Genomic DNA, 20,550 nt, shown 5'->3' with positions numbered 1-20,550 from the left:
GCGGCGAGAGACTCCTCACCGACGTTCGCGGCACCGGCGAAGATCGCGTCGGCCGCGCCGTCCGCGAGCACCTGCTCCGCCTGCGCCGCGGCCGTGATGAGGCCGACGGCCGAGACGGGGATGCGCCCGCCCTGACGGACGGTCTCGGCCAGCGGGACCTGGTAGCCGGGGAAGACGTCGAGCTGCTGATGGGCGACGAGTCCGCCGCTGGAGACGTCGATGAAGTCGGCGCCGTGCTCTGCGGCCCAGTCTCCGACGGTCGCCGCCTCGTCGGAGGTGAAGCCGCCTTCGGCGTGGTCGGTCGCGGAGATGCGCACGAACAGCGGCACGTCCTCGCCGACCTCGGCGCGGACCGCGTCGATCACCCGCAGGAGGAGGCGTGCCCGGTTCTCGAGCGGTCCGCCGTACTCGTCGTCGCGCAGGTTGGACAGGGGCGAGAGGAACTGGTGCAGCAGGTAGCCGTGGGCGCCGTGCAGTTCGAGCACGTCGAACCCGGCATCCACGGCGCGACGCGCGGCCGCCGCGAACGCGTGCACGACGTCGTCGATGCCCCCGGCATCCAGTGCGATCGGCGCGGCGAAGCCGTCGTAGGCCACGGCCGACGGTGCGGTCGTCGTCCATCCGCCGTCCGTCGCGGGCACGGAGCCGCGTGCCGGAGCCCACGGCCACCAGGTCGACGCCTTGCGTCCGGCGTGCGCGAGCTGGATGCCCGCGACCGCCCCGCGGTCGTGGATCGCCCGGACGATCGGCGCCCAGGCGTCGCGCTGCTCGTCGTTCCACAGGCCGGCGTCGCGCGGCGAGATCCGCCCCTCGGGCAGCACCGCGGTGGCCTCGGCGACGATGAGTCCCGCGCCGCCGGAGGCGAACTGGGCCAGATGCGTGTGGTGCCATTCCTGCACCACACCGTCGACGGCGCTGTACATGCACATCGGCGACACCCAGAGGCGGTTGCGGACCGTGACGGCTCGGATGGTCAGAGGAGAGAAGAGAAAGCTCACCGTTCGACGTTACGCCCGCGCGAGTGCCCCGAGGGTCGTCCCGCTAACGTGGAGTCATGGTCGAGGTGCGCGAATGGTCACGGAGCGACACCGCGCGGTTCTTCCGCGCTCCCGCACCGGATGACGACAAGTACTCCCGCGGCGTCGTCGCCCTGCGCACCGGGTCGCCCGCGTACCCCGGCGCCGCCGTGCTCGGCGTCGAAGCGGCATGGCGCGCGGGTGCGGGCTTCGTTCGTTTCGTCGGAGCGCCATCGGTCGCGGATGCCGTGCTCGCGCGCCGTCCGGAGACGGTCACCGGTCCGGACACCGGGGGCACGCGGGCGGATGCGTGGGTGATCGGCTCCGGAACGGATCCGGGGGAGCGCAGCGACGCCGAGACCCTGGCGCTGCGTGACATCCTCTCCGGGTCGGCGACGGTGATCATCGACGCCGGCGCGCTCGATCTCGCGCCGGGCACGCGCGCTCCGTTCGTCGTGACGCCGCACGCCCGAGAGTTCGCGAAGCTGCGCGAGCGTCTGCGGGTCCCGTCGTCGGATGACGACCGCTCGGAGGCCGCGGCGCAGATGGCGGCGAAGATCTCCGGCACGGTGCTGCTGAAGGGTGCACGCACGCTGATCGCCGACCCCTCGGGGACGGTCCTCGTCGTCGAAGCGGGAACGGGCTGGCTGTCGACGGCAGGGACCGGCGATGTGCTCGCCGGCGTGCTCGGCGCGGTGGCCGCGGCGAATCCCGGGGAGTCGTTGGCCGAGGCCGCGGCCGCCGGCGCATGGCTGCACGGGCATGCGGCCCGGATCGCGGCCGGCGTGGTCGACGGCGCCCCCGGGCATCCGATCGTCGCGATGGACGTCGCCGACGCCCTTCCGTCCGCGATCGCGGACGTCCTGGCGTGAGTCGCAGCCGGGCGACCCGCGTGGTCGTGCTCTGGAGCGTGTTCCTCCTCGCGCATCTCGTCACGGCCGCGGTGGGCTGGGTGTACCCGAGTCAGCCCATGGGCGACGTCGTGCTCGTCTACGAGCCCTGGGCGTCGGCGGCCCTCGGCGGCGGGCCGATCGTCGGGGTCACCGAATCGTGGGTGTACCCGCAGCTCGCCCTCGTGCCGATGCTGATCGCCAAGGCCGTGGCTGTGCCGCTCGTGCCGTTGCTGGGAGTCTCCGGCGCGTACCTGGTCGCCTGGGCCGTCCTCATCACGGCGCTGGATGCGGTCGCCTTCGCCGTGCTGGTCGGACGCACGCCCTCGCGGCCGCGACGCATATCCGCCTGGTTCTGGTGCGCGGCCCTGCTGCTGCTCGGCCCCATCGCGATCTACCGCATCGACGCGGTCACCGTGCCGCTCGCCGTGATCGGCGGGCTCTGGCTCGCGTCGCGGCCCGTCGTCGCGACCGCGCTGCTGACGGTCGGCGCCTGGATCAAGATCTGGCCCGGCGCTCTGGTGCTGGCCGCCGTCGTGGCAGGCAGAGCCCGGATCCGGATGCTGCTCGCCGCCGCAGCCGTCACCGCCGGCGTCATCGTGGTGCTGCTCGTGCTGGGCGCGGACACGGAGATCTTCGGCTTCCTCACCGAGCAGACCGGTCGCGGCCTGCAGATCGAGGCCGTGGCGGCGACGCCCTTCCTCTGGCTGGCGGTCGCCGGCGCCGCGCGGATCGAGTACAGCTTCGAGATCCTCACGTTCCAGATCACCGGCGTCGGGACGGATGCCGTCACGGCAGTCCTGACGCCGCTGATGGTGCTGGCCGCCCTCGCGGTCACGGCGATCGGGGCCATGAAGGCGGTGCGCGGAGCATCCTTCCCCCGGCTCTTCCCGCCGCTGGCCCTGTCTCTGGTCGTCGTGCTCATCGTCACCAACAAGGTCGGCTCGCCGCAGTTCCAGACCTGGCTGATCGCCCCGGTGATCCTCTGGATCGCCGTCGACGGCCTGCGAGCGCGGGTGCCCGCGGTGCTCGTGCTCGCCCTGTGCGCGCTGACGTGCCTCGTCTACCCGCTGAGCTATGACGCGCTGCTGCGTGCGGAGCTGCTGCCCGTGCTCGTCCTCACACTGCGCAATGTGCTGCTCCTCGTCCTCCTCGCCGTCGGCATCCGTGCTCTCGTGCGGGTCCCCGCCTACCGTCCTTCGAAAACCAGGGAGTGAACATGCTGATCGCCTTCTCCGTCGCCCCGAGCGGCACCCCCGCCGAGGGAGCCGCGCGCTCCGACGACTCCGTGCACGATGCGGTGGCCGCCGCCGTGCGCGTCGTGCGGGAGTCCGGGCTGCCGCACCGCACCACGAGCATGTTCACCGAGATCGAGGGTCCCGACTGGGACACGGTGATGGATGTCGTCAAGCGGGCGACCGAAGCCGTCATACCGTTCGGCTCGCGCGTCTCGCTGGTGCTCAAGGCCGACATCCGTCCCGGCTACTCGGGCGAGCTCGACGCGAAGATCGAGCGGCTCGAGGCGGCGATCGAGGAGTCCGACGACCGCTAGGCACACCCTCAGCACCGGCGTCCTCAGTCGTGCATGCGCGCACCCTTCACGATGCGGTCCACCGCGTTGCGAGGGCCGCGGAGGGCGACGCCGGCCAGGTCGAGATGGTCGGCGCCCACGGCGGCGACGGCAGCCCGGTTGGCTTCGTCGTGACCGGTCGCGAACAGCTCGCGCGTGTAGATCGCCAGGGCGATGTCATCGCGCGCGGCCGCTTTCGCGCGCGCGGATCGCAGCGATGCCACATCGGTGGTCATCACCAGCACCGGCTGGCGCAGCATCGGCAGATAGGTCGTGCCGTCGGCGTCGATGTAGGGGGATCCTGTCGTACCGGGAGCGCTCACCGCGATTCCCGACATCAGGAACGCCGTGACGTTCAGCTCCTGCCACGCGGCGAGATCCTGATTCAGGACCACGACGACCTTGGTGTCGAAACGGACAGGTGCGGTCGGATCCCCGGGGGCGGTGTGTGTCATGCTCATGTCTCCACGATCGCGCCGACGCGGCTCAGGGTCTTGTACGTTTCTTGCATGGTCGATCACGTGCACGCCTGGCATCCGTCGGTGCCCGCCGTCCGCGAGGTCTATCACGCGACGTTAGATCACGCCTATCCCATGCACGCTCACGATGGCTGGACCGTGATGATCGTCGACGCGGGTGCTGTGTCGTACGATCTGCACCGCACCGGGCACATCGCCGCGCCCGGCGCCGTCACGCTCCTGCCCCCGGGGATCCCGCACGACGGCCGGTCGGTGCAGGGCGGGCAGGCGTATCGGAAGCGCGTGATCTACACCGACAGCGGTTGGCTCCCTCCGACGGCGATCGCGCCGGCAGAGGCCTCGCCGACGCTGGCCTCCGCAGCGCCGCTGATGACCGTCAAGCGGATCCACGCGGCGCTGCAGCATCCGGGCGACATCCTGGCGGCCGAACAGGGGATGCTGATCCTGCGGGATTCCCTCCTCGCTCATCTCGGCACGCCCGATGCGGTGGCACGCGACGCCCCGCTGGCCCGCCGCGTGCGTATCGTGCTCGACGAACGCCTCACGGAGTCGTTCACCCTCGCCGAGATCGCCGCCGGGGTCGGCGCGCATCCCAGTCACCTGATCCGGGCCTTCTCCCGCGAATTCGGGCTCGCCCCGCATCAGTACGTCGTGAGTCGGCGCGTCGACATCGCGCGACGACTGCTCGTCGACGGCATCCGACCGGCGTCCGCCGCCGTCGAGGCGGGGTTCCACGACCAGGCGCACCTCACGCGCCACTTCCGTCGCGTCCTCGGCTCGACCCCGGCCGCATTCGCCGCGTCCCACCGGGCGTCGGGGCGCATGCCGACAGACCGCTAAGCTGAACCGGTGAATCCCTCGACAGAATCGAGGGGTGCGGCGAAGAGGGCGCTCCTCTCTCTCGCCATCGGCAGCTTCGGCATCGGCATGACCGAGTTCGTGGTCATGGGCCTGCTGCCCGACATCGCCGGCGACCTGCTGCCCACCCTCTGGGCCTCGAGCCCGGAAGATGCCCTGAGCCAGGCCGGATGGCTGATCTCGCTGTACGCGCTCGGCGTGGTCATCGGTGCGCCGACGATCGCGGGCTTCGTCGCCCGGTATCCGCGGCATCGCGTGATGATCGTGCTGGCTCTGGCCCTGACGGTGTTCAATGCCCTCACCGTGGTGCTGCCGACCTTCGAGCTCGTGGGGGCCTCGCGCTTGCTCGCCGGTCTCCCGCACGGCGCCTACTTCGGCATCGGCGCGCTCGTCGCCGCCGACGTGATGGGGCCCGGCAACCGGGCGAAGGGCGTCGCTTTCATCCTGACCGGCCTCACGGTCGCCAACGTCGTCGGCGTGCCGCTGGGCACCTTCCTCGGCCAGCAGTGGGGCTGGCGCACGGCGTTCGCCGTCGTGGCGCTCGTCTTCGCCCTGGCGACTCTCTGCATCGCCCTGTTCGTGCCCGCGCATCCCGGGTCTCCCGGACGCACCATGCGCCAGGAGCTCGGCGTCTTCCGCATCCCGCAGGTGTGGTTCACCCTCGGCGTGGGGGCCATCGGCTTCGGCGGCTTCTTCGCCGTCTACAGCTACATCGCCCCGGTCGTCACGGAGGTCGCGGGTTCGCCGGAATGGGTCGTGCCGATCGTGCTGGTGCTGATGGGCATCGGGATGACGGTGGGCAACCTCGTCGGAGGACACCTGGCAGACATCGATCTGCGCCGGACGTTGCTGATCGGCCTCGCCGTCATGGCCGCCACGTTCGCCGTCCAGGCCGTGCTGTCGTTCTGGATCGTGAGTCTCTGTCTCATGGTGCTCGTCGTCGGCTTCGTCTCGTCGGTCCTCAGCCCGACCATCCAGACCCGGCTGATGGACGTCGCCGGCGACAACCAGTCGATCGCGGCGGCGCTCAACCACTCGGCACTGAACATCGGGAACAGCCTCGGAGCGTTCCTCGGGGGCGTCGTCATCGCCCTCGGCTGGGGATTCACGGCTCCCGCCTGGACCGGCGCCGCGCTCGCAGTGGCGGGCCTGCTCATCGCCCTGCTGTCGTATCGCCTCGAGGCGCGTCGGGCCGTCGTCCCGGAGCTCGTCGCGTCGTAGAGTGTCGGGGTGAGTTCCCCCGATGATTCCCTGCCCGTGGCGGGCACGGTCGTGCTGCTGCGCACCGTCGAGGAGGGCTTCGAGGTCCTGCTCATCCGCCGACCGGATCGCGGTTCGTTCGCCGGCGCCTGGGTGTTCCCCGGCGGCAAGGTCGAGCCCGACGATCGGCGGTCCGGGGCGTCCGAGAGCGAGGATGCGCGTCGGGCCGGCATCCGCGAGACGCAGGAAGAGGTCGGGCTGACGATCGACGACCTTGTGCTGCTGTCCGAGTGGCGACCGCCGGCCGGGGCGCCCACGCGCATCCGCACCTGGTTCTTCCTCGCGAAGGCTCCGGATCAGGTTCTCGTGCCGTCGGCGGACGAGGTCGCGGAGATCGCCTGGGTGAGCCCCCACGAGGCGCTGGCGCGTCACGCCGCCGGCGAGTGGACGCTGTTCCCGCCCACCTGGCTGACCCTGCACCAGCTCGCGGTGTTCGCCGACGCGGAGGCGGCGCTGTCATCCGCCGGATCCGCTCAGCTCTTCCAGACGCGCGTCGTCGACACCGACGCGGGTCGGGCGTTCGCCTGGGAGCAGGGCGTCCTCGAGGCCGCGGAGCTTCCCTGGCGCTTCCTGCCCGCCTGACCGTCTCACTCGTCTCGCCGAACGGCCCCTTTGCGGACCAACGGCCCCTTTGTCGGCGTCCACAGAGAGGCCGTTCGCGCACAGAGGGGCCGCTCGGCAGGTGACGTCAGCGACTCAGCTGTCGAGCAGCTGCCGGAGGTGCGAACCCACGGCTTCCGTCTCGATCAGGAAGCCGTCGTGGCCGAAGTCGCTGGTGAGCACGACGGCCTCGCCGCCGATGACCTTCGGGATGCTCCTCGCGATGCGCTGCTGCCCGTCGACGGGGAAGAGGCGGTCGCTGTCGATCCCGAGGACGAGGGTCGTGGCGGTGACGGCACGCAGAGCCTCTTCGACGCCGCCGCGGTCGCGCCCGACATCGTGCGAGTTCATCGCCTCGACGAGGGTGATGTAGCTGTTCGCGTCGAAGCGGCGGGTGAACTTGTTGCCGTGGAAGTCGAGGTACGACTCGACCGCGAAACGTCCGCCGTGGCCGAGCGGCGAGACGCCGGACTGCCACGACCGCTGGAACCGCTGGTTGAGCTCGATCGGGCTGCGGTAGTTCAGCAGGGCCATCCGCCGGGCCAGGGCGAGGCCGCGGTGCGGACCGTCACCATCGGCGAGATCGTAGTACTCGCCGCCCTGGAAGCGCGGGTCCATCCGGATCGCCTCCAGCTGCACCGTGTTGAGCGCGATCTGATCGGCGGTCGTCACCGGGGGCGAGGAGAGCACGGCGAGTCGCTCGACGCGCTCGGGGTGCGCGATCGCCCACTCCAGGGCGTGCATGCCGCCCATCGAGCCGCCGACGACGGCGGCCCAGCGGTCGATCCCCAGCCCGTCGGCCAGGCGCACCTGCGCCGCCACCTGGTCGCGGATCGTGAGGTAGGGGAAGCGCGATGCCCACTCGTAGCCGGTGGGAGCGATGCTCGCGGGCCCGGTGGATCCCTGGCATCCGCCCAACATGTTCGGCGCGATGACGAACCAGCGATCCGTGTCGAGAGGTGCGCCGGGACCGGTGACGTCGTCCCACCATCCGGCGGTCGCATGGCCTGCACCGGCCGCGCCGCGCACGTGGCTGTCGCCGGTCAGGGCATGCAGCACGAGGATCGCGTTGTCGCGGGCCTCGTTGAGCTCGCCCCACGTCTCGTAGGCGAGACGGATCCCCGGCAGGACAGCACCGCTCTCGGTCGTGAACGGCCCGAAACTGCCGAAACGGCGGCCGCCGACCGGGTCTCCGTCGCGCCAGGCGCCGGTCGCCGGTGGTCGGGCTCGGAGCAGACGCACGTCCGCCTCCGTCACGGGCGCTGAGGGCACCGTGTCCTCGGAGGTCGTCTGCCAGTCCATGCTTCCATTGTCGCCTGGCGGGGGACTCGCCCGGCGAACGTTACGGTGCGGGGTCGGAATCGCCGCCGCGCACGCTGACGCTCGTCACCGTCGCGAGATGGTCGCTGTTCCCCGCGCGCTGCGTCGTGGAGCTCTGCACGTCCAGACCGCGCACGAAGACCTGGTCGATGCGGGCGAGGGGGAGCGCAGCAGGCCAGGTCATCCCGAGGGTGCCGTCGGTCGGGCGCACCCAGTCCAGCTGGGAGCGGATGGCACCGAGGGCCGGGTCTGCGGAGGCGGCGTTGAAGTCCCCGACGACGATGATCGACTCGGCGGGATCGGATGCCACGGCGTCGGCGATGCCGGACAGCATCGTGTCGCGGTCCTGCTGGTGCCCCGGACGCACGGACGCGGCATGCATGACGTAGACCGCGACTGCGGCAGCCGGAGTCTGCACCTCGACCCGGAGCGCCCGTCTCCAGTCGAGGCCGAGCGTCAGCGGCTGGGCGTTCGCGAGCGGGGACCGGCTCCAGACGGCGACCGTCCCGATCGCGTACGAATACGGGTACTCCGCGGCGAGAGCGTCACGCGCGGCCGTCAGGCTGTCGGCGTCGAGTTCGGTGAGAGCGATGACGTCGGCGCCGTGGCCGGCGAGTTCGGCCGCCGAGGCCGCTGCGCCCCCGGAATGTGCGCGCACGTTCTGACTCACGACGGTCAGCGGTGCGGCATCCGCGGAGGGCGCAGCCCCGAAGCCCGGCAGAGAGGGGAAGATCGCGAGCGCCCAGACCAGGGCGGGGAGCAGGATGACGAGAAGTACGCGACGTGCGGAGAAGAGGGCGAGCACGGCCACGAGGGCGAGGGCGAGCCCGCACCAGGGCAGGACGGCGGCCGCGGCCGTGCCGACGAACCCGGGCACCCAGCTGCCGATGACGACGAGCAGCAGGACCAGAGCCGACACCGCGAGGATCCGTCCCGAGCGCGCGCGTGAGCGCCGCGACACCGGGCGCGGGCGGGGCGGTCGTTGATGCATGACGTCGATCGGAAGCTCCTCGGACAGGACCTTCCATTCTGGACCTGTCGGCTGTGCGCGCACCGTGTGCGGCGCGGAGACGCAGAAGTGCCCCGAGCCGCGGCCCGGGGCACTTCTCCGACGACAGGTCAGGCGCGAGCGGCCTCCGACACGCGGCGGGCCGCGGCGAGAGCCTCGTCGAGGTCGGCCTTCAGGTCGTCGACGTTCTCGATGCCCACCGAGAGGCGGACCAGGCCCGGCGTGACGCCGGCCGTGAGCTGCTGCTCGGGGGTGAGCTGTGCGTGCGTGGTGGACGCCGGGTGGATGACCAGCGAGCGCACGTCGCCGATGTTGGCGAGGTGGCTGAACAGCGACAGGCTGTTGACGAACTCGCGACCGGCTTCCACGCCGCCCTTCAGCTCGAACGACAGCACCGCGCCGACGCCCTTGGGGGCGTACTCGTTCGCCTTGGCGTACCACGGCGAGGAGGGGAGACCCGAGTAGTTGACGGTCGCGACGTCGTCACGGCCGTCGAGCCACTCGGCGATCTCCTGCGCGTTCTGCACGTGGCGCTCGATGCGCAGCGACAGGGTCTCGACGCCCTGGATGAGGTTCCAGGCGCTCTGCGGGGCGATGGCCGAGCCGAGGTCGCGGAGCAGCTGCACGCGGGCCTTGATGATGTAGGCGAGCGGGTCGCCGACCGCGGCGGTGTAGCTGGCGCCGTGGTACGAGGGGTCCGGGACCGTGAGACCCGGGAACTTCTCGACGTTCTTCGACCACTCGAACTTCCCTCCGTCGATGATGACGCCGCCGATGGTCGTGCCGTGGCCGCCGAGGAACTTCGTGACGGAGTGCACGACGATGTCGGCACCGAACTCGAACGGACGGATCAGGTACGGCGTCGCGATCGTGTTGTCGACGATCAGGGGCACGCCGTTCTCGTGCGCCACGTCGGCGACGGTGCGGATGTCGAGGATGTTGATCTGCGGGTTGCCGATGGTCTCCGCGAAGAACAGCTTCGTGTTCGGGCGTACCGCGCGACGCCATTCCTCGGGGTCGTCCTGGTTCTCGACGAAGGTGACCTCGATGCCGAGCTTCGCGAGCGTGTACTTGAAGAGGTTGTAGGTGCCGCCGTAGATCGAGCTGGAGGCGACGAAGTGGTCGCCGGCTTCGGCGATGTTCAGGACCGCGAAGGTCGAAGCGGCCTGGCCGCTGGCGAGGACCAGGGCTCCGGTGCCGCCCTCGAGTGCGGCGAGGCGCTGCTCGAGCACGTCCTGCGTCGGGTTCTGGATGCGCGTGTAGATGTTGCCGAACTCCGCGAGGGCGAAGAGGTTGGCGGCGTGGTCCGCGCTGTCGAACACGTACGAGGTGGTCTGGTAGATGGGCGTGGCGCGGGCCTTCGTGACCGGATCGGGTGCGGCACCCGAGTGGATCTGCTTGGTCTCGAAGCGCCAGGACTCGGGTGCGGTCATGTGTTCCCCCTGGAAACGATTGAAGGCTGGATGGCGGATGCCGTTGCAGCGAGAGTACGGAATATCGGCTTGTGTCAACAGGGGATGGGAAATGTGACGTAACAGTGCCGGACCGCGAAATCCCGGGCGGACATCGTACGGTGGAGGCATGGTGATCAGACGTGCAGTGGTGACAGGTGCGAGCTCGGGGATCGGCGCGGCGACGGTGCGCACGCTCCGTGGACGCGGATGGGACGTCGTCGGCGTCGCACGGCGCGAGGATCGGCTCACGGCGCTCGCCGAGGAGACCGGTGCCTCCGCCATCGCCTGCGACCTCACCGACGGCGCCGCGGTGGACGCGCTCGTCGCCGAGCTCGAGAAGTCCGGGCCCGTGCATGCCCTCGTGCAGGTGGCGGGCGGCGCTCGCGGGACCGACCGCGTCGAGGATGCCTCGATCGACGACTGGCAGTGGATGTTCGACGCGAACGTGCTCGCGTCCCAGCGACTCGTGGCCGGACTTCTTCCGCTGCTGCGCCGCGCCGCGGCATCCGACGGTCACGCCGACGCGATCTTCATCACGTCGACCGCGGCCCAGACGCCCTATGCCGGCGGCGCGGGCTACAACGCCGCGAAGGCGGCCGAGAGCATGCTCGCGAAGGTGCTCCGCCAGGAGCTGAACGGCGAGCCCATCCGCGTGGTCGAGATCGCGCCGGGACTGGTGCACACCGAGGAGTTCACCCTCAACCGTCTCGGTGGAGACACCGTCGCGGCCGAGGCCGTGTACTCCGGCGTCGAGGCGCCGTTGGTGGCGGAAGATGTCGCCGACGTCATCGCGTACGCGCTGGAGTCGCCGGCGCACGTCAACCTCGACCAGATCACGATGCGGCCGGTCGCCCAGTCGGCCCAGCACCTTCTCGCCCGCGGTCCGCTGCGCGTGCGATCCATCGACTGACCATGGCCAGCACCCTCGCCGAGCTCGCAGAGAGCGGGCAGATCGACGCCGGCTGGGCGGACGCGCTCGCCCCGGTGCAGGAGCAGATCACCGCGCTGGGGGAACGGCTGCGCGCGGAGCAGGCCGCCGGTCGTGGCTACCTGCCGGCCGGAGCGAACGTGCTCCGCGCGTTCCAGCGCCCGCTCGCCGACGTCAAGGTGCTGATCACGGGGCAGGATCCGTATCCGACACCCGGGCATCCGATCGGACTCTCCTTCGCCGTCGACCCGCACGTGCGCCCGCTTCCTCGCAGCCTCGCGAACATCTACAAAGAGCGCGAGAGCGATCTCGGCATCCCGCCCGCTCCGCACGGCGACCTGACGGCGTGGAGCGACCAGGGAGTGCTGCTGCTCAACAGGGTTCTGACCGTGCAGCCGGGCAATGCCGCATCGCACCGCGGGTGGGGCTGGGAAGCCGTCACGGAGCTCGCGATCAGAACACTCGTGGCCCGGGACCAGCCGCTCGTCGCGATTCTCTGGGGGAGGGATGCCGCGAATCTCCAGCCGATGCTGGGGGACACGCCCGTGATCGCGTCGGCCCATCCGTCGCCGCTCTCGGCCAGCCGAGGGTTCTTCGGCTCGAAGCCGTTCTCGCGGGCGAACGCGCTGCTCGAAGAGCTCGGCGCAGATCCGGTGGACTGGAGGGTGGAGGGCGAAGCGCCTTCCTCCCTAAGCTGAGCGCATGCAGTTCGAGCCCGGGGACCGTCGCCGCGTCCTGCCACGTCACCTGCGTCCGGAACCGGCGCCCGAGGTCTTCTCGTACACGATCCGTGCGGCGCGAGCCAACGACCTCGCCCACATCCGGGAGATCTACAACCATTTCGTGAGCAACTCCGCTGTCACGCTCGACGAGCGCCGCAGCAGCATTCCGTACTGGCGCGAGAAGTTCGCGCTCCTCGAGAAGCTGAAACTGCCCTTCCTCGTCGCGGTCTCGTCGGGCGGCGAGGTGATCGGCTACGCGCTGGCGCAGCCGTGGGCGGGCAAGAACGCCTACCGGTACACCGTGGAGGACTCGATCTATCTCGGTCCCGGCGCCGGCGGCAAAGGGCTCGGCGCGGCGCTGCTTCAGGCGCTCATCGACGCCTGCGAGCAGATCGGACTGCGGGAGATGGTCGCCGTCATCAGCGACAGCGGTGCCGAGGCCTCGATCCGCCTCCACGCCAAGCTGGGCTTCGTCCAGGCCGGACGCATGGGGCGGGTCGGGTACAAGTTCGGGCGCGACCTCGGGACCGTGTACATGAGGCGCGTGCTCAAGCCCGTCGGGCGACGGCGGGGGAGCCTGTTCGGGTCGAAGCGCTGAGACGTTTCGTCAGGCTGGCGCTCGCTCAACGACCGGTGGTGCCGGGAATGACCGGGATCGCCGACAGCAGCGCCTTCGTGTAGTCGTGCTGCGGATGCAGGAGCACGTCGGTCGTCGCCCCGCGCTCGACGATGTGGCCGTCCTTCATCACGACCACGGTGTCGCACAGGTTCTGCACGACGCCGATGTCGTGCGAGACCAGCAGCAGCGTCAGGTCGGTCGTGCGGCGCAACTCGATCAGCAGTGCGAGGATCTGCGCGCGCACCGTCACGTCGAGGGCCGACAGGGGCTCGTCGCCGACCAGGATGCGCGGCCGATGAACGATCGCCCGCGCGAGGGCGATCCGCTGACGCTGTCCGCCGGAGAACTCGTGCGGATAGCGGTCGGCCATGTCGGGCTCGAGTCCGACCTGCTCGAGCACCTCGCGGACCCTCGTTCGGTGGTCGCCCTCGATGTCGAGTGCCCATAACGGCTCACGCACGATCTGCCCGGCTGACATCCGCGGATCGAGCGACGCGTACGGGTCCTGGAAGACAAGTCCCGTCTCGCGGCGAAGCCAGTGCAGGCTCTGGGCGGATGCCGCGGCATCCACTCTCCGTCCGTCCACGCTCACCGTGCCCGCCGTCGGGCGATCGAGTCCCAGCAGCAGGCGGACGAGCGTGGACTTGCCGGACCCCGACTCGCCGATGATGCCGACCGACGAGCCTTCGACGACGTCGAGGTCGGTCGGCGCGAGTGCGGTCTGCCTGCGGGTGCGCTCGAACGTGGAGCGCTTCGGGACGAAGAAGTCCCGGCTCAGTCCTCGTGCTTCGATGAGACTCACGGGGTGCCTCCATCCGGGCGCCAGAGGGTCGCCGTCGCATCGCGCAGCAGCCCCTGCGTGACGGGCGAGGTCGGAGCAGTCAACAGGGTCGAGACCGGCGCCGCTTCGATCACCCGTCCGTGTTCGAGCACGACGCCCTCGGTGGCGACCTGGGCGAGCACGGCGAGGTCATGCGTGATGAACATCAACGACATTCCCTCGTCTTCGACGAGCGCGAGCAACAGCGAGAGGATCTCGGCTTGGATGGTCACGTCGAGGGCCGTCGTCGGCTCATCCGCGATGAGCAGCTTCGGCCGACAGGCGAGAGCCATGGCGATCGCCACGCGCTGACGCTGCCCGCCGGAGAGCTGGTGCGGGTACCGGTCGACGATCGCCTCGGGATCGGGCAGCCGCACGCGTGCCGCCTCGGCGACCGCACGTTCGCGGGCCTCCCGCCGGCTGATCCCTTCGTGGATGCGGATGGACTCCGCGATCTGCCGACCGACCGTGCGGATCGGGTTCAAAGCGGTCCTCGGCTCCTGGAAGACGATGCCGATGTCGTCGCCGCGCAGCTTCGCGAGCTCGCGATCCGGCATCCCGATCAGCTCTGTGCCGTTCCAGCGGATGCTGCCGCTCGCGGTGGCGCCGTCGGGAAGGAGGCCGAGCACGGCGAGGGCGGTGAGCGACTTGCCGGAACCCGATTCTCCGATCAGCCCGAGACGCGAGCCGTCCGGCACCTCGAACGAGATGCCGTCCACCACGCGACGGCCGTCGATCTCGACGACCAGGTTCTCGACGGTGAGCGTCATGCGACCACCGCCGGGGTGTGGATCTCCGCAGCACGGTGGCGCAGAGTCGGATCTGTGGCTTCGCGCAGGCCGTCGCCGAGGAGGTTCAGGGCGAGGACCGTGATCGTGATCGCGAGTCCCGGCCAGATCACCGACAGCGGGTGCACGCCGATGTACCGCTGCAGGTCGGCGAGCAGGATGCCCCAGCTCGGCTCGACCACCGAGGCGCCGAATCCGAGGTACGACAGCCCGGCCTCGGCGAGCACGGCGACGGCCATCGACCACGAGAGCTGCACGATGAACACCGGAGCGACGTTCGGAAGCAGATGGCGCATCAGGCTCTGGCCCGGCGTGAGGCCCGAGGCGCGGGCGGCGAGCACGAAGTCGCTCTGCTGCACCCGCCGCAGCTCGGGTCGGGTGACGCGGGCGATGTTGACCCCGAAGCCGATGCCGACCGCCCAGATGACGACCCAGAGCGATCCGCCCCACACCGAGGAGATCATCATCGCGATCAGCAGCACCGGGAAGGCGATGAGGATGTCGACGAACACGGCGACCGTCTCCCGCACCCACCGGGTGGTGAGCGCGCCGAGTGCTGCGAGGGCGATGCCGATGACGGTGGCGACGACACCTGCTCCGACGCTCACGAACGCCGTCGTCCGCGCGCCGGCCATGATCAGGCTGAGGATGTCGCGGCCCGTGTCGTCCGTGCCGAGCAGGTGGGGCCAGCTCGGCGGGAGCCAGCGATCGCCGATGTCCGACGACTGTGGATCGAACGGCGTCCAGAAGAGCGACACGATCGCGGTCACGGCGATCACCGTGACGACGATGAGTCCGAAGCGTCCCGTCGCGGTGCTCCAGAGCCTCGAGAGCCAGCGGGCGGTCATGCGGCCTCCCGCTGTCGGGGGTCGATCGCCCGGTGCAGCAGATCGACGAGGAAGCCGATCACGAGCACGAAGCCGGTGAGCACGAGCAGCTCGCTCTGCACCTTGATCAGGTCGCGGGTGCCGACGTCGGCGACCAGCATCCGTCCGATGCCGGGGAGCGTGAACAGCTGCTCGATGACCACCGAGCCGACGATGATGCCGGCCACCTGCAGCCCGAGGACCGTGACGATCGAGAGTCCGACCGCGGGGATGCCGTGCTGGATCAGCGCGCGCGTGCGCGTCAGACCCTTCGCGGCGGCGGTGCGGACGAAGTCCTGACTGGCCGCCTGCAGGGTGGCGCTGCGAACGAAGCGCATGAGCATCGCGCCTTCGACGATCCCGATCGTGAGGGCGGGGAGCAGAAGTGCCTCGATCGCTTTCCCCGGCGTCGACCAGCCGGTGCGAGGGAATCCCTGTGGCGGCAGCCATCCCAGCCAGACCGAGAAGACCACGATCAGCATCATGCCCGCCCAGACCACCGGCACGGCGGCGAGCGTCTGCGCGCCGACGCTGAGGGCCGTTCCGCCGCGGCGTCCGCGGAGGAGCGCGGCGAGGATGCCGAACGGCAGGGCGATGAGGACGGCGATGAGGAGCGACATGATCCCGAGTGGCACGGTGACCTGCGCCTTGAGGAACAGCTCCTCGCCCACCGAGGCGCCGGAGAGCAGCGAGGTGCCGAGGTCGCCGCGGAAGATGCCGCCGATCCAGTCGGTGTACTGCGCGAGGAGCGGACGGTTCAGCCCGAGCGATTCGCGGAGAGCGTCGACCTCGGCGGGGGAGGCCTGGGTGCCGGCGATCAGCTGGGCCACGTCGCCGGGGAAGACGCGCAGCGTGAGGAAGATCAGCACGCTCGACACGAGGAGCCCTGCGATGAGCAGGGCTCCTCGGACGAGCGCGTAGCGGAGCACGGAGAAGGGACCGCCGCCTACTTCTCCGGGGAGACGGTCACGCCCGCGAGGTTGATGCGCGAGTTGATCGAGTCCTCGGGGAAGCCCGCGACGATCGGGCTCACGGCCGTGATCGTCTCGCCGTTGTACAGCCAGTCCGCGGCGTGGTCCTCCGACACGATCCGCGCGGCCTGCGCGAGCAGGTCGGCGGACTTGTCGGGATCGACCTCGGCCTGAGCCTGCTCGTAGAGATCCTGCACCTCAGCGTTGTCGTAGCCGAAGTAGTAGTCGGGGTTGGCGAAGTTGCCGAAGTCGCGCGGCTCGACGTGCAGCACGAAGCTGAGGTCGTAGTCGTGGTTCGTGTAGACGTCTTCCAGCCAGGCCGGGAACTCGACCGAGTCGACCTCGAGCGTGACTCCGACCTTGGCGAAGTCCGAGATCAGCACCTTCGGCACCGTCGTCCCGTAGAAGCTCGGAATGGTGAGGGTGAGCTCGAGATCCTCCTGGCCGGCTTCGGCGAGGAGCTCCTTGGCCTTCTCCGGGTCGTACGAGATCACGTCGGAGAGGTCTTCGTAGCCCGGGTCGAGCTCGGGGATCGGCCCGTACAGCGTGGTGCCGGCGCCGACGGCCTCGATCAGCGCCTCGTGATCGATCGCCAGACGCAGTGCCTCTCGCACGCGGACGTCGTCGAGGGGAGCCTTCTTGTTGTTGAACGCCAACGTCGCCTTGTCGGTGGTGCGACCCTTCGTCAGCGTGAAGTCGCCGGAATCCTCGAGCTGCGGGGCGAGGTTCGGGTCGACCGCCGTCAGCACGTCGACATCGCCCGCGAGCGCGGCGTTGACGCCGGCCGTGAAATCGGGGATGTACTGGAACTCGACCTCGGCCACGCCGGCCTTCTCGCCCCAGTAGTCGTCGTTTCGGGCGAAGGTGATGGCGCTGCCCTTGTTCCACCGTGTGAGGGTGAACGGACCGGTGCCGTTCTCCGCCGTCTTGAGGTCGGTCGTGTCGCCCGCCTTGAAGACGAGGCCGGCGGGACCCGTCAGTGCGAACAGGAAGTTCTGGTTGGGCGCTGCGAGGACGATCTCGACGGTGGTCGCGTCGGGCGCGGTGACGGATGCCACCGAGGCGAACTCGGCGTTGCCCTGGATCGTCGCATCGGTGCGCACCGCCTCGTAGGAGGCGACCACGTCTGCGGATGTGAGCGGGGTGCCGTCGTGGAAGAGGACGCCGTCGTTGAGCGTGAAGGTGTACGTCAGTCCGTCGTCGGACACCTCGTAGTCGGAGGCGATCCGGCCCTCGATCTCGTTGTCCTGCGTGCGCGTCACGAGACCCTCGTAGATGTTGTCGATGAGGACCTGCTCGAGCGCGGCACCGCTGGTGTGCCGGATGTCGAGGTTGGTCGGCTCCAGGACCAGACCGACGTGCAGCGTCGCATCAGGGTCGGGCTTTCCGGGAGACGCGGTCGGCTCCTGCGCGGGGGTGCCGGAGCAGGCGCTCAGGATCACGGCCGTGGCCGCGAGAGCGGAGATCAGCGCGAGACGTCGGGTGCGTCGGAACATAAGGCGTTTCCTCTCGGTGCGGCAGGTGCTGTGTGCCGTTGGATCGAGCCTAGAGATGGGCGGAGGGGTCCGGGTCGGCTGTGGAACGATTCGTCATATTCCCTGGCCGGCAGGCGCGAGCGAGGCGATGAGATCGGCGAGGGCGGTCGGGGCCGTCTCCTGCACGTTGTGCGTCGCATCGAAGGCGACGACACGCGCCTGAGGGACGCGGCGCTGCAGCTCTTCGGCATCCGTCTCGCTCACGAAGCCGCGGATGGCGCGCACGAGCGTGAGGGGTGCGCGCACGGCGGCGAGGTCGTCCCATCCCGTCTCGTGCAGCACGGATGGTGCAGCCGCCGACCCGGGGTCGTGCGCCGCGAGCGCCTGTGCGGCGAGATGCGCGAAGTGATGCTTCCACTCGACGCGCCCATCGGCGCGGACGCGCGTGTTCAGGAAGACGCCGCGCTCGGTTTCGGGACGCGTGCCGCCGAAGCCGAGGGACATCGCCTTGTCGACGAGCTCGTCGCGCGTGGCGAAATCGGTGGGACCCTCGTAGAAGGCTCGCAACGCTGCCGGGCCTGCGCTGACGTCGATGCCGGGCGTGATGTCGACGATGACGAGTTCTGCGACGAGGTCGGGACGGGAGGCGGCGAGGGCCGCTCCGGTGAGACCGCCGAGCGACTGCCCGACGACGAGCTGCGGCTGCGTCGTCCAGGCGTCGAGTGCTGCGGCGACGTCCCGGGCGAGGGTGCGCGGCGTGTAGTCGGCATCTGCGCGCCAGGAGGAGTCGCCGTGTCCGGCGAGATCGATCGCCAGCAGAGGCTGCTGCAGGGCGAGCGACGTCGTGTCCCACGTGTGCGCGTTGAGACCGGCGCCGTGGAGGAGGGTGACGCGCGGGGCATCGGTGCCGAAGCGCAGTGCGCTCACGGTGCGTCCGTCTGCGAGTGTGAGGGTGATGCGCTCCACGGGAGGAAGCGGGACGCCCAAGGCCTCGGCCTGTGCGGGAAGATAGCTGAACTCGGTGATATCGATCGCCACGTCCACATTCTGCTCCCTGAAACGAGTCGCGAGAAATTCGGGAGCAGTGTGACAAATGGAAAGCCTCATATGCTTTCATATTTGCTCATTCATGAGGTTTTCTGGTGTGCGGAATGCATTTCACCCCACTGATCGCTCGCGAGCGCGCCGCTCGGGCGACGAATATCATGGATGCATGAGCGAGACGCGCGTGCATCTGTCCAAGACCGAGCCGGCGGCCTACCAGGCGCTCGACGCCTTCGCGAGGACGGTCGGGGAGATCTGCGCTGCGAACGGCATCGACGATCGCCTCAAGGAGATCGTGATGATCCACAGCTCGCAGCTCAACGGCTGCAGCTACTGCGCGCGGCTCCATGTCGACCGGGCGCTCAAGGCCGGCCTCGACACCGACACCATCACGCAGATCCCGACCTGGCGGGAGAGCGGCGTGTTCAGCGACCGGGAGCGCGCGGCGCTCGAGCTCGCCGAGGCGTTCACGTTCATCTCCGAGGAGGGCGTCTCCGACGAGGTGTACAACCTTGTCGGGAGCGTCTTCACCGAGAAGGAGTACGCGGCGCTGAGCTGGGCGTGCATCTCGATCAACGCCTTCAACCGCGTCGTCATCGCCGGTCGCTACCCGGTGCCGCCGCGCACACCCCAGGCGACAGCATGACGGTCCTCGACATCGACGGCGTCAACAACGTTCGCGACGTCGGGGGCATCCCTGCCGAGGGCGGGCGTATCCGCGCCGGCGTGCTGCTGCGATCCGGGCAGCTCTCCGGCGCGACGGCCGCGGGCATCGAAGCCCTCCGCGGCAGCGTGCAGCACATCGTCGACCTGCGTGACGGCGAAGAGGTCGCTGCGGAGCCGACCGAGATCGACGGACCCGACACAACGCACCTTCCGCTGTTCCTCGGCTCGGTGCGCTCGTTCTTCGAGAACGACACGAGTCTCGACGACCTCTACCTGCATCTGCTCGAAGAGAGCGGTGAGCGCCTGGTCGAGGCCATCCGGATCATCGCCGAGGGCAGGCCGACGCTCGTGCACTGCACGGTCGGCAAGGATCGCACCGGTGTGACGGTCGCCCTCGCGCTGTCCGCCGTCGGTGCCGATCGTGAAGCCGTGATCGCCGACTACGCGCTCACCGAATCGCAGCTGCCCGCCCAGCGCTCCCAGCGCATCGCGGACTACCTGCGTGCGCAGCATCCGGAGGCACTGCACGCGGTGGCGCTCGCGACCCAGTCCCCGGCGCCGGTGATGCGTCATCTGCTGGAACAGGTCGACGAACGGTGGGGCTCCGCGGCCGGGTACCTCCGCGCACAGGGGATGGCCGACGAGGAGCTGGCTGCGCTCAAGAAGGCGCTCGTCGAGGAAGGTTAGGCAAGCCTTCACTTGGTGTACGATGGGATCACCATGAACACCTCCGTCGAGCTCCGCAGCACGCGTGCCCAGCGCCGCGAAGCGCGTCGCCGCGCACACCACCTGGTGACCGCTGACGAGCACTCGCTCGCCGACCTCGAGATGTTCCTGGCCACCCTTCCTCTCTGCGCCTCCGGCCGCATCTTCATCGAGGTGCCCGACGCGTCCGACATCGGCGTGATCGATGCACCCGGACGGATGACCGTCACCTGGCTCGCCCGCGGGCAGCGCTCCGGCGCTCCCGGCTCCGGCCGATCCTGCGCACCGGGTCAGGCTCTGGCCCGCGCCACCTGCGCATGGGCCGACGAGATGATGTGCGACGGCGAGATCGAGACCCATGTCACGCTTCTCGGCGGGTACCTCGGCACCGCCGACATCGTCGACCACCTGACGACGACGCTCGACATCGCGCCGGCGCTCATCCACGCTCCCGAGCGCTTCGGCCTGCTTCCCGCCGACCGCTGAACTC

Annotated in this window: 23 protein-coding genes; 12 read left to right on the top strand and 11 right to left on the bottom strand. The window is 69.9% G+C overall.

Going from position 1 to position 20,550, the window contains the following annotated elements; genetic code table 11:
* On the bottom strand, positions 1 to 998 hold a 998-nt coding region (locus DW306_RS12485; protein ID WP_136055911.1), incomplete at its 3' end, for an NADH:flavin oxidoreductase/NADH oxidase.
* 56 nt (positions 999 to 1,054) lie between these two features.
* Here DW306_RS12485 and DW306_RS12480 point away from each other — a divergent pair.
* Genes DW306_RS12480 through DW306_RS12470 form a run of 3 tightly spaced genes read left to right on the top strand, consistent with a single transcriptional unit; the run spans position 1,055 to position 3,458 of the window.
* The gene (locus DW306_RS12480) at positions 1,055 to 1,888 is read left to right on the top strand and encodes an NAD(P)H-hydrate dehydratase (protein ID WP_136055910.1); all 834 of its coding nucleotides are present in this window, start codon (positions 1,055 to 1,057) and stop codon (positions 1,886 to 1,888) included.
* Positions 1,885 to 3,123: a hypothetical protein gene (locus DW306_RS12475; protein WP_240747183.1), complete on the top strand. Its 1,239-nt coding sequence runs from the start codon at positions 1,885 to 1,887 to the stop codon at positions 3,121 to 3,123. The genes DW306_RS12480 and DW306_RS12475 overlap by 4 nt, the downstream gene beginning before the upstream one ends.
* 2 nt (positions 3,124 to 3,125) lie before the next feature.
* Complete coding sequence (locus DW306_RS12470; RefSeq protein WP_136055909.1) at positions 3,126 to 3,458, top strand: thiamine-binding protein; 333 nt, start codon at positions 3,126 to 3,128, stop codon at positions 3,456 to 3,458.
* Positions 3,459 to 3,481: 23 nt separating this feature from the next.
* On the opposite strand, the gene DW306_RS12465 is transcribed toward DW306_RS12470, so the two are convergent.
* On the bottom strand, positions 3,482 to 3,937 hold the full coding sequence (locus tag DW306_RS12465) for a DUF2000 domain-containing protein (protein WP_136055908.1): 456 nt from the start codon (positions 3,935 to 3,937) through the stop codon (positions 3,482 to 3,484).
* A gap of 48 nt (positions 3,938 to 3,985) precedes the next feature.
* Between DW306_RS12465 and DW306_RS12460 the strand changes: the two genes are divergently transcribed.
* The 3 genes from DW306_RS12460 to DW306_RS12450 are packed head-to-tail and all read left to right on the top strand — an operon-like array spanning position 3,986 to position 6,655.
* Entirely contained in the window at positions 3,986 to 4,795 is an 810-nt protein-coding gene (locus DW306_RS12460; protein WP_136055907.1) for an AraC family transcriptional regulator, read from the top strand.
* A gap of 9 nt (positions 4,796 to 4,804) precedes the next feature.
* Positions 4,805 to 6,034 (top strand): MFS transporter, encoded by a 1,230-nt coding sequence (locus DW306_RS12455; protein WP_136055906.1) that lies wholly within the window; start codon positions 4,805 to 4,807, stop codon positions 6,032 to 6,034.
* A 9-nt stretch (positions 6,035 to 6,043) separates the two neighbouring features.
* Positions 6,044 to 6,655: an NUDIX domain-containing protein gene (locus DW306_RS12450; protein ID WP_136055905.1), complete on the top strand. Its 612-nt coding sequence runs from the start codon at positions 6,044 to 6,046 to the stop codon at positions 6,653 to 6,655.
* A gap of 114 nt (positions 6,656 to 6,769) precedes the next feature.
* Here DW306_RS12450 and DW306_RS12445 read toward each other — a convergent pair whose 3' ends face one another.
* The 3 genes from DW306_RS12445 to DW306_RS12435 form a co-directional block, all read right to left on the bottom strand.
* The gene (locus DW306_RS12445; RefSeq protein ID WP_136055904.1) at positions 6,770 to 7,975 is read right to left on the bottom strand and encodes a homoserine O-acetyltransferase; all 1,206 of its coding nucleotides are present in this window, start codon (positions 7,973 to 7,975) and stop codon (positions 6,770 to 6,772) included.
* A gap of 40 nt (positions 7,976 to 8,015) precedes the next feature.
* Positions 8,016 to 8,912, bottom strand: a complete 897-nt coding sequence (locus tag DW306_RS12440; RefSeq protein WP_168429315.1) for an endonuclease/exonuclease/phosphatase family protein — start codon at positions 8,910 to 8,912, stop codon at positions 8,016 to 8,018.
* A gap of 200 nt (positions 8,913 to 9,112) precedes the next feature.
* Positions 9,113 to 10,435, bottom strand: a complete 1,323-nt coding sequence (locus tag DW306_RS12435) for a bifunctional o-acetylhomoserine/o-acetylserine sulfhydrylase (RefSeq protein ID WP_136055902.1) — start codon at positions 10,433 to 10,435, stop codon at positions 9,113 to 9,115.
* 148 nt (positions 10,436 to 10,583) lie between these two features.
* On the opposite strand from DW306_RS12435, the gene DW306_RS12430 reads away from it, so the two are divergent.
* From DW306_RS12430 to DW306_RS12420, 3 genes are read left to right on the top strand one after another with little or no spacing between them, the layout of a single operon-like run.
* Positions 10,584 to 11,366 (top strand): SDR family oxidoreductase, encoded by a 783-nt coding sequence (locus DW306_RS12430; RefSeq protein ID WP_205814168.1) that lies wholly within the window; start codon positions 10,584 to 10,586, stop codon positions 11,364 to 11,366.
* 2 nt (positions 11,367 to 11,368) lie between these two features.
* Positions 11,369 to 12,082: a uracil-DNA glycosylase gene (locus tag DW306_RS12425; RefSeq protein WP_136055901.1), complete on the top strand. Its 714-nt coding sequence runs from the start codon at positions 11,369 to 11,371 to the stop codon at positions 12,080 to 12,082.
* A 4-nt stretch (positions 12,083 to 12,086) separates the two neighbouring features.
* The gene (locus tag DW306_RS12420) at positions 12,087 to 12,704 is read left to right on the top strand and encodes a GNAT family N-acetyltransferase (RefSeq protein WP_136055900.1); all 618 of its coding nucleotides are present in this window, start codon (positions 12,087 to 12,089) and stop codon (positions 12,702 to 12,704) included.
* A gap of 25 nt (positions 12,705 to 12,729) precedes the next feature.
* Here DW306_RS12420 and DW306_RS12415 read toward each other — a convergent pair whose 3' ends face one another.
* From DW306_RS12415 to DW306_RS12390, 6 genes are all read right to left on the bottom strand, one after another.
* A complete protein-coding gene (locus DW306_RS12415; RefSeq protein ID WP_136055899.1) occupies positions 12,730 to 13,527 on the bottom strand; it encodes an ABC transporter ATP-binding protein in 798 nt (265 codons plus the stop codon).
* On the bottom strand, positions 13,524 to 14,315 hold the full coding sequence (locus DW306_RS12410; RefSeq protein ID WP_136055898.1) for an ABC transporter ATP-binding protein: 792 nt from the start codon (positions 14,313 to 14,315) through the stop codon (positions 13,524 to 13,526). Before DW306_RS12410 ends, DW306_RS12415 begins: the two co-directional genes overlap by 4 nt.
* On the bottom strand, positions 14,312 to 15,181 hold the full coding sequence (locus DW306_RS12405; protein WP_136055897.1) for an ABC transporter permease: 870 nt from the start codon (positions 15,179 to 15,181) through the stop codon (positions 14,312 to 14,314). The genes DW306_RS12410 and DW306_RS12405 overlap by 4 nt, the downstream gene beginning before the upstream one ends.
* Positions 15,178 to 16,128 (bottom strand): ABC transporter permease, encoded by a 951-nt coding sequence (locus DW306_RS12400; protein ID WP_136055896.1) that lies wholly within the window; start codon positions 16,126 to 16,128, stop codon positions 15,178 to 15,180. Before DW306_RS12400 ends, DW306_RS12405 begins: the two co-directional genes overlap by 4 nt.
* Before the next feature lie 17 nt (positions 16,129 to 16,145).
* Positions 16,146 to 17,666 (bottom strand): ABC transporter substrate-binding protein, encoded by a 1,521-nt coding sequence (locus tag DW306_RS12395; RefSeq protein WP_136055895.1) that lies wholly within the window; start codon positions 17,664 to 17,666, stop codon positions 16,146 to 16,148.
* A gap of 93 nt (positions 17,667 to 17,759) precedes the next feature.
* A complete protein-coding gene (locus DW306_RS12390; RefSeq protein WP_240747181.1) occupies positions 17,760 to 18,689 on the bottom strand; it encodes an alpha/beta hydrolase in 930 nt (309 codons plus the stop codon).
* A 169-nt stretch (positions 18,690 to 18,858) separates the two neighbouring features.
* Between DW306_RS12390 and DW306_RS12385 the strand changes: the two genes are divergently transcribed.
* From DW306_RS12385 to DW306_RS12375, 3 genes are read left to right on the top strand one after another with little or no spacing between them, the layout of a single operon-like run.
* On the top strand, positions 18,859 to 19,335 hold the full coding sequence (locus tag DW306_RS12385) for a carboxymuconolactone decarboxylase family protein (RefSeq protein WP_136055893.1): 477 nt from the start codon (positions 18,859 to 18,861) through the stop codon (positions 19,333 to 19,335).
* Positions 19,332 to 20,042, top strand: a complete 711-nt coding sequence (locus DW306_RS12380) for a tyrosine-protein phosphatase (RefSeq protein ID WP_136055892.1) — start codon at positions 19,332 to 19,334, stop codon at positions 20,040 to 20,042. Before DW306_RS12385 ends, DW306_RS12380 begins: the two co-directional genes overlap by 4 nt.
* Before the next feature lie 33 nt (positions 20,043 to 20,075).
* Positions 20,076 to 20,546, top strand: a complete 471-nt coding sequence (locus DW306_RS12375) for an SIP domain-containing protein (protein WP_136055891.1) — start codon at positions 20,076 to 20,078, stop codon at positions 20,544 to 20,546.
* The last annotated feature ends 4 nt before the right edge of the window (positions 20,547 to 20,550 follow it).

The organism is Microbacterium sp. K24 (genome assembly GCF_004794465.1).
Taxonomy (GTDB): domain Bacteria; phylum Actinomycetota; class Actinomycetes; order Actinomycetales; family Microbacteriaceae; genus Microbacterium.
This window is presented reverse-complemented; position numbering and strand designations above follow the sequence as displayed.